This window comes from Vibrio sp. L85 (assembly GCF_963871815.1).
GTDB lineage: Bacteria > Pseudomonadota > Gammaproteobacteria > Enterobacterales > Vibrionaceae > Vibrio > Vibrio harveyi.
The window spans coordinates 289,624-302,391 of record NZ_CAWMYL010000108.1 but is presented as its reverse complement, the minus strand read 5'-3'; the positions used below and the strand labels follow the sequence as shown (position 1 = coordinate 302,391).

The 12,768-nt window shown below is 45.1% G+C and carries 9 protein-coding genes; 7 read left to right on the top strand and 2 right to left on the bottom strand.

The annotated features are described in order from the left end of the window. Positions 1 to 3 precede the first annotated feature (3 nt). From aceE to lpdA, 3 genes are all read left to right on the top strand, one after another. Entirely contained in the window at positions 4 to 2,667 is a 2,664-nt protein-coding gene (gene aceE, locus AACR11_RS11265) for a pyruvate dehydrogenase (acetyl-transferring), homodimeric type (RefSeq protein ID WP_005446262.1), read from the top strand. Positions 2,668 to 2,697: 30 nt separating this feature from the next. Further along, positions 2,698 to 4,599, top strand: a complete 1,902-nt coding sequence (gene aceF, locus AACR11_RS11260) for a pyruvate dehydrogenase complex dihydrolipoyllysine-residue acetyltransferase (RefSeq protein WP_017817680.1) — start codon at positions 2,698 to 2,700, stop codon at positions 4,597 to 4,599. 243 nt (positions 4,600 to 4,842) lie between these two features. Next, positions 4,843 to 6,273: a dihydrolipoyl dehydrogenase gene (lpdA, locus tag AACR11_RS11255; RefSeq protein WP_005446266.1), complete on the top strand. Its 1,431-nt coding sequence runs from the start codon at positions 4,843 to 4,845 to the stop codon at positions 6,271 to 6,273. Positions 6,274 to 6,594: 321 nt separating this feature from the next. Here lpdA and opaR read toward each other — a convergent pair whose 3' ends face one another. Further along, positions 6,595 to 7,209 carry a transcriptional regulator OpaR gene (gene opaR / locus AACR11_RS11250; RefSeq protein WP_005446268.1) on the bottom strand — a complete coding sequence of 205 codons (615 nt, stop codon included), beginning with the start codon at positions 7,207 to 7,209 and terminating at the stop codon, positions 6,595 to 6,597. Positions 7,210 to 7,530: 321 nt separating this feature from the next. Here opaR and hpt point away from each other — a divergent pair, with 321 nt between their 5' ends. Beyond that, a complete protein-coding gene (hpt, locus tag AACR11_RS11245; protein WP_005446271.1) occupies positions 7,531 to 8,061 on the top strand; it encodes a hypoxanthine phosphoribosyltransferase in 531 nt (176 codons plus the stop codon). An 88-nt stretch (positions 8,062 to 8,149) separates the two neighbouring features. Here the strand turns inward: hpt and can are convergent, their stop codons facing one another. Further along, entirely contained in the window at positions 8,150 to 8,818 is a 669-nt protein-coding gene (gene can, locus AACR11_RS11240) for a carbonate dehydratase (RefSeq protein WP_005446273.1), read from the bottom strand. A 283-nt stretch (positions 8,819 to 9,101) separates the two neighbouring features. On the opposite strand from can, the gene AACR11_RS11235 reads away from it, so the two are divergent. The 3 genes from AACR11_RS11235 (at position 9,102) to AACR11_RS11225 (ending at position 12,693) form a co-directional block, all read left to right on the top strand. After that, a complete protein-coding gene (locus AACR11_RS11235; protein WP_005446275.1) occupies positions 9,102 to 10,772 on the top strand; it encodes a SulP family inorganic anion transporter in 1,671 nt (556 codons plus the stop codon). A 233-nt stretch (positions 10,773 to 11,005) separates the two neighbouring features. Further along, complete coding sequence (locus AACR11_RS11230; RefSeq protein ID WP_005446278.1) at positions 11,006 to 11,923, top strand: ABC transporter ATP-binding protein; 918 nt, start codon at positions 11,006 to 11,008, stop codon at positions 11,921 to 11,923. Then, positions 11,923 to 12,693, top strand: coding sequence for an ABC transporter permease (locus tag AACR11_RS11225; protein ID WP_005446280.1), 771 nt, complete (start codon positions 11,923 to 11,925; stop codon positions 12,691 to 12,693). Before AACR11_RS11230 ends, AACR11_RS11225 begins: the two co-directional genes overlap by 1 nt. The last annotated feature ends 75 nt before the right edge of the window (positions 12,694 to 12,768 follow it).

Genomic DNA, 12,768 nt, shown 5'->3' with positions numbered 1-12,768 from the left:
GCCATGTCTGACATGAAGCATGACGTAGATGCACTGGAAACTCAAGATTGGCTACAAGCCCTTGAATCAGTTGTTCGTGAAGAAGGTGTAGAACGTGCACAGTTTCTACTAGAAACCGTTCTAGAAAAAGCACGTCTAGACGGCGTTGATATGCCAACTGGCATCAACACAAACTACATCAACACTATTCCAGCAGCACAAGAACCAGCTTACCCTGGTGACGTAACTCTTGAGCGTCGTATTCGTTCGATTATTCGCTGGAACGCAATCATGATCGTATTGCGTGCTTCTAAGAAAGACCTAGACCTAGGTGGTCACATGGCTTCTTACCAGTCAGCAGCGGCGTTCTACGAAGTTTGTTTCAACCACTTCTTCCGCGCTCCAAACGAGACGGACGGTGGCGATCTAGTTTACTACCAAGGTCACATCTCTCCGGGCATCTACGCTCGTGCATTCGTTGAAGGTCGTCTAACTGAAGAGCAGCTAGACAACTTCCGTCAAGAAGTAGATGGTAAAGGTATCCCATCATACCCGCACCCTAAATTGATGCCTGAGTTCTGGCAGTTCCCAACAGTATCTATGGGTCTTGGCCCAATTTCTGCGATCTACCAAGCGCGTTTCCTTAAGTACCTAGACGGTCGTGGTCTGAAAGACACGTCTGCACAGCGTGTATACGCGTTTCTAGGTGACGGTGAAATGGATGAGCCAGAATCACGTGGTTCACTTTCTTTCGCTGCGCGTGAGAAACTAGACAACCTAACATTCCTAATCAACTGTAACCTACAGCGTCTAGACGGTCCTGTAATGGGTAACGGTAGCATCATCCAAGAGCTAGAAGGTCTATTCAAAGGCGCTGGCTGGAACGTTGTTAAAGTTATCTGGGGTAGCAACTGGGATGCTCTACTTGCTAAAGATACAACAGGCAAGCTTCTACAGTTGATGAACGAAACTGTAGATGGTGACTACCAAACATTTAAATCTAAAGACGGTGCTTACGTACGTGAACACTTCTTTGGTAAGTACCCAGAGACTGCAGCACTAGTTGCAGACATGACTGATGACGAAATCTTCGCACTTAAGCGCGGTGGTCACGAGTCTTCTAAACTGTACGCAGCTTACAAAAACGCAGCAGAAACTAAAGGTCGTCCAACAGTAATCCTAGCGAAGACTGTTAAAGGTTACGGCATGGGTGAAGCGGCTGAAGGTAAGAACATCGCGCACCAAGTTAAGAAGATGGATATGACTCACGTACTACACCTACGTGATCGTCTAGGTCTTCAAGACATCCTAACTGACGAAGCAGTGAAAGAACTTCCATACCTGAAACTTGAAGAAGGTACAGCGGAGTACGAATACCTACACGCTCGTCGTAAAGAACTAAAAGGTTACACGCCACAGCGTCTACCTAAGTTTACTCAAGAATTCAAAACACCTGAGCTAGAAGAGTTCGCTCCGCTACTAAGTGAGCAGAAGCGTGATATCTCTACAACAATGGCTTACGTTCGTACCCTTAACATCCTGCTTAAGAACAAGAACATTGGTAAGAACATCGTTCCTATCATCTGTGACGAAGCTCGTACGTTCGGTATGGAAGGTTTATTCCGTCAGATCGGTATTTACAACCCGCACGGTCAGAACTACACACCTCAAGATCGCGACATCGTTTCTTACTACAAAGAAGCAACTTCAGGTCAGGTTCTACAAGAAGGTATCAACGAACTAGGTTCAATGGCTTCATGGGTTGCAGCAGCAACGTCATACAGCACGAACGATCTACCAATGATCCCGTTCTACATCTACTACTCAATGTTTGGTTTCCAACGTGTAGGTGATATGGCGTGGATGGCTGGTGACCAACAAGCTCGTGGTTTCCTACTAGGTGCTACTGCAGGTCGTACAACGCTAAACGGTGAAGGTCTACAGCACGAAGATGGTCACTCGCACATCATGGCGAATACAGTTCCTAACTGTATCTCTTACGACCCAACATTCGCTTACGAAGTTGCAGTAATCATGCAAGACGGTATCCGTCGCATGTACGGTGAGAACCAAGAGAACGTGTTCTACTACCTAACGGTAATGAACGAAAACTACGCAATGCCAGCAATGCCAGAAGGCGCTGAAGAAGGCATCCGTAAGGGTATCTACAAGCTTGAGTCTTACGCAGGTGACAAGTCTAAAGTTCAGCTAATGGGCTCTGGTACTATCATGAACGAAGTACGTAAAGCAGCGACTATCCTAAGCGAAGAGTACGGCATCGCATCTGACGTGTTCTCTGTTACATCGTTCAACGAGCTAACTCGTGACGGTCAAGACGCAGAGCGTTACAACATGCTTCACCCAGAAGCAGAAGCAAAAGTACCTTACATTGCACAAGTAATGGGTACTGAGCCAGCAATCGCAGCGACTGACTACATGAAGAACTACTCTGAGCAAGTTCGTGCGTTCATGCCTTCTGAGTCTTACAAAGTACTTGGTACTGATGGTTACGGTCGTTCTGACAGCCGTGAGAACCTACGTCGTCACTTCGAAGTTAACGCGGGCTACGTAGTTGTTGCAGCTCTTACTGAACTAGCGAAACGTGGTGATGTTGAGAAGTCAGTCGTCGTTGAAGCGATTGCTAAGTTCAACATCGACACTGAAAAAACAAACCCACTTTACGCTTAATACAGCGCTTAACTAGAAGGTAAATAAGCAATGGCAATCGAAATTAATGTACCTGACATCGGTGCGGATGAGGTTGAAGTTACTGAGATTCTTGTAAGCGTTGGCGACAAGGTTGAAGAAGAGCAGTCTCTTATCACTGTTGAAGGCGACAAAGCTTCTATGGAAGTTCCAGCGTCTCAAGCAGGTATCGTTAAAGAAATCAAAGTAGCGGAAGGTGATTCTGTTACGACTGGTTCTCTAATCATGATTTTCGAAGCTGAAGGTGCCGCTGCAGAAGCGGCTCCTGCGGCAGCTCCAGCAGTTGAAGCAGCACCAGTTGCAGCTCCTGCAGCGGCAGAACTGAAAGAAGTTCACGTTCCAGATATCGGTGGCGACGAAGTAGAAGTTACTGAAATCATGGTTGCAGTTGGTGACAGCATCGAAGAAGAGCAATCTCTTCTAACGGTAGAAGGCGACAAAGCATCAATGGAAGTTCCAGCACCATTCGCTGGTACTCTAAAAGAGATCAAAGTTGCTGCTGGTGATAAAGTAACAACTGGTTCTCTAATCATGGTATTCGAAACTGCCGGTTCAGGCGCAGCAGCGGCTCCAGCAGCCGAGGCGTCGGACCGAGTAGAAGCTCCAGCAGCTCCAGCGGCAGCAGCTGACAAAGAAGTGAATGTTCCAGATATCGGCGGTGACGAAGTTGAAGTTACTGAGATCATGGTTAAAGTTGGCGACACAGTAGAAGAAGAGCAATCTCTAATCACTGTTGAAGGTGACAAAGCTTCAATGGAAGTTCCAGCTCCATTCGCTGGTACGGTAAAAGAAATCAAGATTGCAGCTGGCGATAAAGTAACGACTGGCTCTCTAATCATGGTATTCGAAGTAGCTGGCGCAGCTCCAGCTCCTGTTGCAGCACCTGCACAAGCAGCAGCTCCAGCACCTGCAGCGGCTCCTGCTCCAGCAGCAAAAGTTGAAGCGGCACCTGCAGCGAACGATTTCCAAGAGAACAACGACTACGCACACGCGTCTCCAGTTGTCCGTCGTCTTGCTCGTGAATTTGGCGTTAACCTATCTAAGGTTAAAGGTACTGGTCGTAAGAGCCGTATCCTAAAAGAAGACGTTCAAGCTTACGTTAAAGATGCGCTTAAGCGTCTTGAGTCTGGCGCTGGTGCGGCAGCATCTGGTAAGGGCGACGGCGCAGCGCTTGGTCTACTACCTTGGCCAAAAGTTGACTTCAGCAAGTTCGGTGAGACGGAAGTTCAGAAGCTTTCTAAGATCAAGAAGATTTCTGGTGCAAACCTACACCGTAACTGGGTAATGATCCCTCACGTTACACAGTGGGACAACGCTGACATCACTGAGCTAGAAGCATTCCGTAAAGAGCAGAATGCAATCGAAGCGAAGAAAGACACTGGCATGAAGATCACTCCTCTTGTGTTCATCATGAAAGCAGTAGCGAAAGCACTAGAAGCGTTCCCAGCGTTTAACTCTTCACTTTCTGAAGATGGCGAAAGCATCATTCTTAAGAAGTACGTGAACGTAGGTATCGCAGTAGATACGCCAAACGGTCTTGTTGTTCCGGTATTTAAAGACGTGAACAAGAAAGGCATTTACGAGCTATCTGAAGAGCTAATGGCAGTTTCTAAGAAAGCACGTGCAGGTAAGCTAACGGCAGCTGACATGCAAGGCGGTTGTTTCACAATCTCTAGCCTTGGCGGTATCGGCGGTACAGCGTTTACGCCAATCGTAAACGCGCCAGAAGTAGGTATCCTAGGTGTATCTAAATCTGAAATGAAGCCAGTGTGGAACGGCAAAGAGTTCGAACCACGTCTACAGCTTCCACTGTCTCTATCATACGACCACCGTGTGATTGATGGTGCAGAAGGTGCACGCTTCATTACTTTCCTAAACGGTGCACTATCAGACATTCGTCGCCTAGTACTGTAATATAGAAAGTAATAGTTAAGGTGGCTTTCGGGTCACCTTACTTCTTTATATAAAAGACTATTTTTAGACGACAATTTCTCACATCGTTAAGAATCTGAAAGATGAATTGTTGTCTAGCTCACAGGCTAACTTAAAGCTGCTTTCACACTGTTAACATCTCTGTAAAATATTGATCGTTTGAAAGCCTAATAATTTAAGAACATCTACTCAGCCTGTTAGGGATAATGACTACAAGAGGTCACAATGAGCAAAGAAATTAAAGCCCAAGTTGTTGTACTTGGTTCTGGTCCTGCTGGTTACTCAGCTGCATTCCGTTGTGCGGACTTAGGTCTAGAAACAGTACTAGTTGAACGTTACAGCACTCTTGGTGGTGTATGTCTAAACGTTGGTTGTATTCCATCTAAAGCACTTCTTCACGTTTCAAAAGTTATCGAAGAAGCGAAAGCGATGGCTGAGCACGGTGTTGTGTTTGGCGAACCGCAAACAGACATCAGCAAAATCCGTATCTGGAAAGAGAAAGTTGTAAACCAACTGACTGGCGGTCTTAGCGGTATGGCTAAGATGCGTAATGTTACTGTAGTAAACGGCTACGGTAAGTTCACAAGCCCTAACTCTATCCTTGTAGAAGGCGAAGGCGAGTCAACAACGGTTAACTTCGACAACGCTATCATTGCTGCGGGTTCTCGCCCAATCAAACTGCCATTCATCCCGCATGAAGACCCACGTATTTGGGATTCAACGGATGCTCTAGAGCTGAAAGAAGTACCTGAAAAGCTGCTTATCATGGGCGGTGGTATCATCGGTCTAGAAATGGGTACGGTTTACCACTCACTAGGTTCTAAAGTAGACGTAGTTGAGATGTTTGACCAAGTTATCCCTGCTGCGGACAAAGACATCGTTAAAGTCTTCACTAAGCGTATTAAAGACAAGTTCAAGCTAATGCTTGAGACGAAAGTAACAGCAGTTGAAGCGAAAGAAGATGGTATCTACGTTTCAATGGAAGGCAAAAAAGCACCAGCAGAAGCTGAGCGCTACGATGCGGTTCTTGTTGCTATCGGTCGTGTTCCAAACGGTGCGCTTATCGACGCTGAAAAAGCGGGCATTGAAGTGGACGAGCGTGGCTTTATCAACGTTGATAAGCAAATGCGCACTAACGTTCCTCACATCCACGCGATCGGTGACGTAGTTGGTCAACCAATGCTTGCTCACAAAGGTGTGCATGAAGGTCACGTTGCTGCAGAAGTTATCTCTGGCAAGAAGCACTACTTCGACCCTAAAGTTATTCCTTCAATTGCTTACACTGAGCCAGAAGTGGCATGGGTTGGTAAGACTGAGAAAGAAGCGAAAGCTGAAGGCATCAACTACGAAGTGGCAACATTCCCATGGGCTGCATCAGGTCGTGCAATCGCATCTGACTGTGCAGACGGTATGACTAAGCTAATCTTCGATAAAGAGACTCACCGTGTTATTGGTGGTGCAATCGTTGGTACTAACGGTGGTGAACTGCTTGGTGAAATCGGCCTAGCTATTGAGATGGGTTGTGATGCTGAAGATATCGCATTAACTATCCATGCTCACCCAACTCTACACGAGTCAGTGGGTCTCGCTGCTGAAGTATTTGAAGGTTCAATCACTGACCTTCCAAACAAAAAAGCAGTTAAAAAGAAAAAATAATTTCTTTTGAAGACCGAGAGTCTTAAAACTTGAATGATAAAAACCGCTGATTCGTCAGCGGTTTTTTTATGCGCGGAACTTAAAGAGGGAATGAGGTCTCCTTTTAGGCGATTGTGCTTGATAGTTGGGAATCTCTTGGTTTAACACCAAGGAGTCGAGAGGTATGTATTTGGATAATCATGAAAGGAGTTTCGATTAAGAAGGGGGTGGCTGAATTTGTTCCTAGAAAGGCAAAATAAAATCCAGCTTCGCAGCTGTCTAAAACGAAAAAGGCCAACACTCCAGTGTCAGCCTTTCATTTAGTTAAACTCGCGTTTTAGCTTAGTGATCGCGGTTGTAGATGCACAACATATCTAGGTAAGCACTAACGAGTGTTGATAGCTCGGCTTCGCTCTTAGAGCGATTTGCTTGTACGAAGATAGAGTAACAAATACCATGGAACAGATTCGCCAAGTGTTCCGGTTCATGTTGGTCACAAACTTCCCCACGTTCGATAGCTTTGATGAACATGTTTTGCACCAGCAGTTGGTTGGTGCGGTTTGTCGTTACGAATAGTGGCCACACTTCATCACGTGTTGATGCACTCCACTCGAACCAAACTTTCAACCAATGGCAATCTTGGCTTACTAGTTCAATCATTGCGTTAGTGATGTTAGCGATGTTCTCGCGTGCATGAATGTCTAAGTCGATGTTATCTGATAAGAAGTTCGAGAATTGACGAACCACGTGATTCAGAACTTCATCCACCAAGTCTTCGCGAGTTGGGAAGTAGTTAAATACTGTCGCAACAGAAACTTGAGCAATCTCTGCAATATCAGCGTGACCACCACGACCAATGCCGCGACGAGCAAACACTTCAAGAGCGATTTCCATTAGTTGCTGTTTACGTTTTAGAGGGGAAAGCCTAGTACGAGGTCTCTTTGCAATTGAGTCCATAATCCATTTTCCTTGCCATTTGAGTTGATATTTTGGGGATAGTCCCCTAATTGATTATTTTAATAGTTGCTTAAAGCATTGATGAGTGTAATGGTGCATATGTGCAAGGTCAACATCTGATGCGTAATTTATAGACAGTAATGTCATTATTGATGTTTCATTCAATGATATAAGTTCTAAAATTAAGACTTTCATCCAAGAATTCAACGAAATGGGATGCGACTTTCCACCTATTGAGTGGGGTGTTACACTACACGCCGCAAGATAAGGTGATCGTTTGCGTACGACCTACCTCAACCCACAAAGAAAATTGAGCACAGTATGAAACATACAGTAGAAGTCATGATTTCTGAGCAAGAAGTTCAGGAACGTATTCGTGAATTAGGCAAGCAAATTACAGAACGTTACCAAGGTAGCGAAGATCTGGTTCTGGTTGGTTTGCTACGCGGTTCATTTGTATTTATGGCCGATTTGGCTCGTGCAATCGAACTGACTCACCAAGTCGACTTTATGACCGCTTCTAGCTACGGTAACACGATGGAAAGCTCTCGTGACGTACGTATCCTGAAAGACCTTGATGACGACATCAAAGGCAAAGACGTACTGATCGTGGAAGACATCATTGATACAGGTAACACACTGAACAAGATCCGTGAAATCCTGTCTCTACGTGAGCCGAAGTCTATTGCGATTTGTACGCTGCTAGACAAGCCATCACGTCGTGAAGTTGAAGTGCCAGTTGATTATGTTGGTTTTGCTATTCCTGATGAATTCGTAGTTGGTGTGGGTATCGACTATGCTCAAAAATACCGTCATCTACCGTTCATTGGTAAAGTGGTGCCTCAAGAGTAGTCATTAGTCTTGATAGAAGAATACAAAAAACGCCCGTTAAGCAATTAACGGGCGTTTTCTTTTATTTGGTTCGGCTTATGTTTTTAACTCAGCGACAAAGCAATTTGTTGTCTGAGTTAAGAATGGTTGAGAGCGCTTTTTGGTAAGAGGCTTCCACGGTCTCTTTTGAGTTTGAACGAATTCCCAAGTATTCAAGGCGACCATCTTCAATCCCGTAAACTACGCCATGAATCTCAACGTCCTGACCACGCTCCCACGCATTTTGCATGATGGTGGAGTTGCCTAAGTTATAGACTTGCTCAGCTACGTTGATTTCACCCAGTTTGTCAGCGCGGTCTTCAAGAGGCATCTGGTCTAGGTATGGGCGATGTTTAAAGTAAAGGTCACGGATATGAAGTAACCAGTTATTGATAAGACCTAGCTGAGGATTATCAATAGCGGCGTTAACGCCACCACAGCCATAGTGACCACATACGATGATGTGTTTTACTTTCAATACGTCCACGGCGTATTGCACCACAGAGAGGCAGTTTAGGTCTGTGTGGATGACCTGGTTCGCAACGTTTCGGTGAACAAATAACTCGCCAGAGAAAAGACCGGTCAATCGCTCTGCAGGAACGCGACTGTCTGAGCATCCAATCCAAAGAAAGTCTGGTTTCTGACCTTCTGCAAGCTTTGCAAAGTATTCTGGACGATCAGATTTAATTTCTTCTGACCACTTAGAGTTATTTTCGAATAATTGTTTAATTTCCGGCATCTGACATCTACTTCCCTAAAAATTAAAAAAACCAACCACTCACCAGTGCTTATAAAGCGATCAGCGCTGTAACTATACACAATGTTACAATTTCGATCCCGTTAAATATTCATTCAAGATGACTCATCTGACTAGTTCTCGCTGTGAAAATCATAAAATATGCAGACATCATTCAGTATGCGAATAAGCCTAGCGAATTCGTGGTTTTATTGTGTTTTTTTCTTTGACGAAATATTTGTTAGATTGATGGCATTTTGTCTTTTTAATGCAGGGAGCAAATTCAATGTTCGGTAGTCGCTTTAAGGATATCAACTTGAAAGGGGATCTGTTTGGTGGCGTCACCACGGCCATTATTTCACTTCCTCTTGCGTTAGCCTTTGGTGTCGCATCTGGCGCTGGCGCAGAAGCAGGTTTATGGGGGGCGATCATGGTGGGGCTTTTCGCGTCACTGTTTGGTGGTTCCAATACTCTGATTTCTGAGCCTACCGGTCCTATGACAGTGATCATGACCGCCGTGTTGACTAGCATGATGGCGAAGTACCCAGAGACGGGAATGGCAATGACATTCACCGTTGTGATGATGGCCGGGGCGTTTCAAATTGTGCTTGGTACATTGAAACTCGGTAAATACGTGACACTCATGCCTTATAGTGTCATCTCGGGATTCATGTCAGGGATTGGCGTGATTCTGATTATCTTGCAGTTGTCGCCTTTACTCGGTCATGCTGCACCTTCTGGTGGGGTTATAGGCACATTATCTGCATTGCCTGATACCATTTCTAACCTGAAGTTTAGCGAGTTGTTTTTGGGCTTGCTGACGTTAGGCATCTTATTCTTCTTTCCGAAGCAGTATCGTAAGTACGTACCCGCCCAACTTGTCGCGCTAGTAGCGGTTACGTTGCTATCGGTGATTTTGTTTGATGCAGAAGACATTCGTCGAATTGGTGAAATCCCCGCAGGTTTACCTTCTTTGGTCGTGCCACATATCGATCCTGCGATGTTCACCGAGATGGTCATTGATGCATTAGTTCTGGGTACGTTGGGTTGTATTGATACGCTATTAACCGCGGTAATCGGTGATTCATTAACACGTAAAGAGCATGACTCAGACAAGGAGCTACGTGGTCAAGGCTTGGCAAACATGATTTCTGGTTTGTTTGGCGCTTTACCAGGTGCTGGTGCCACAATGGGTACAGTAACCAATATCCAAGTAGGGGCTCGTTCCCCTTTGTCTGGTGTTATTCGTGCGCTGATTCTCGCGCTGGTGGTTTTGGTTGCAAGTGGCTTGACCGAACCTATCCCGATGGCTGTGCTGGCGGGTATTGCAGTGTATGTTGGCTTCAATATTCTTGATTGGAGTTTTATCCAACGTGCTCATAAGGTGAGCTTCCCAGGTATGGCGGTTATGTATGGCGTCATGCTGCTGACGGTCTTTGTTGATTTGATTGTTGCTGTGGGGTTAGGGGTATTTATTTCTAATATCATCATCATTGAGCGTTTGAGTCGTGAGCAAGCACGCCAAGTTAAGGCCATCAGTGATGCCGATGAAGATGATGTTCCGCTTACGGACAGTGAACGAGGACTGCTTGATCGAGCCAATGGTAAAGTCTTGTTCTTCTACTTGTCTGGACCAATGATCTTCAGTGTTTCGAAAGCCATTTCTCGCCAACACTCCAGTATTTCGGATTACGAAGTGATGATCCTCGATCTGACTGATGTGCCGATGATTGATGTTACGGTAGGCTTAGCGCTTGAGAATGCGATCAAAGATGCGTTGGATGCGGAGTGTGAAGTTTACTTGCTGTGTCCAAACCAACGCACACGTGAGCAATTAGAGAAGTTCCACGTGATTGATTTAGTCCCTGATCAGAACACTTACAAGTTCCGTTATGAGGCATTGAATGCTGCGATAAAGCATGTAGAAACAGATGAGCATCAAATGCTAACAATGTAATCTTGTTTTGTTTTTTAAAAGCGCTGCCAAAGTTGTTTGGCGGCGCTTTTTAGTATACAGAATCGGGGATTTATAGTTATTTCTAATTTTATAGAAAGGTTTATTTGTATTCATCGTTATTCAACGATAAACTAATTCAACTTCAGTGCAATACCGCTTTGACCGCTGAGTCATATCAACTCTCTATCGGTATTGGCATTCACGATTCATCAACAGATGGCAATTATTACGCAATGTACGCATTAGAAATTGAACAGCTTCGCAAGACCTATGCGGGCGGATTTGAAGCGTTGAAGGGTATTAGCCTAACAGTAGAAAAAGGTGACTTCTACGCGCTTTTAGGACCAAATGGTGCAGGTAAATCCACTACGATTGGCATTATCTCTTCTTTGGTAAACAAAACCTCAGGTACGACCAAGGTCTTTGGTTACGACATTGATACGCATCTTGAACTAGCAAAGCAAAACCTAGGTTTGGTGCCACAAGAATTCAACTTCAACCAATTTGAGACGGTTGAACAGATTGTGATGCAGCAAGCAGGCTACTATGGCGTGTCAAAGATTCAGGCGAAAGAACGTGCCGAGAAGTATCTGACAAAGCTCGATTTGTGGGAAAAACGCAAAGAACGTGCGCGTAATCTATCTGGTGGTATGAAGCGCCGTCTTATGATTGCTCGCGCTTTAATGCATGAGCCACAGTTGTTGATCCTTGATGAACCAACCGCTGGTGTCGATATCGAATTGCGTCGCTCGATGTGGGATTTCTTAAAAGAGATTAACCAAGAGCAGGGTATTACTATCATCCTAACGACTCACTACCTTGAAGAGGCAGAAATGTTGTGTCGCAATATCGGCATCATCAACAAAGGTGAGCTTATTGAGAATACGACGATGAAAGCGCTGCTTGGTAAGCTTCGTGTTGAAACCTTCATTCTTGATGTTGAGTTTGACGGTGAGATGCCAGAGCTTAAAGGGGTGAATAGTCAGGTGATGATAAATGGTTCGCTAGAAATTGAACTGGATAAGAGCCAAGGGTTGAACTCAGTATTTAGTCAGCTTTCCGAACATGGCGTAAAAGTGCTGTCTATGCGTAACAAAGCGAACCGCTTGGAAGAGTTGTTTGTCAGCATCGTTCGCGGAGGTAACCAATAATGTACAAGTTATATTGGACGGCTTTTTGCAGCCTGCTCACCAAAGAAATCAATCGCTTTACTCGTATTTGGGTACAAACGCTAGTTCCGCCAGCGATTACAATGACGCTGTACTTCATCATTTTTGGTAGTTTGATTGGCTCTCGTATTGGCGACATGAACGGTTTTAGTTACATGGAGTACATTGTGCCTGGTCTGATTATGATGTCGGTGATCACCAACTCGTATTCCAATGTGGCCTCATCGTTCTTTAGCTCGAAATTTCAGCGTAATATTGAAGAGCTTCTGGTTGCACCGGTACCAAACTACGTGATCATCCTCGGTTTTGTCATGGGAGGCGTTGTGCGTGGTTTATTGGTGGGAACTATTGTGACGTTTGTGTCTCTGTTTTTTGTGGATCTGCAAGTCGACCACTGGGGCATCATTATCGCGACGGTATTTATGACATCAGTTGTGTTCTCACTAGGTGGCTTAATCAACGCAGTTTATGCAAGAACGTTTGACGATATCTCTATAATCCCGACGTTTGTATTGACACCTCTGACCTACTTAGGTGGCGTGTTCTACTCTATCAGCCTGTTGCCTGAGTTCTGGCAAGGTGTGTCGAAGCTGAACCCTATCGTCTACATGGTGAACGCATTCCGTTACGGTTTCCTCGGGGTTTCTGATGTTGGCATTGTGACGTCATTTAGCGTGCTGACGGTATTCGTTGTTGCGCTTTATGCCGTGGCACATTACCTCGTGACCAAAGGAATTGGCTTGAGAAGCTAACATAAACAGATGTTGAAAGAGCAGCGATGAGAGCTGCTCTTTCTTTATGCATTTCTATACATTCCCATACAATTT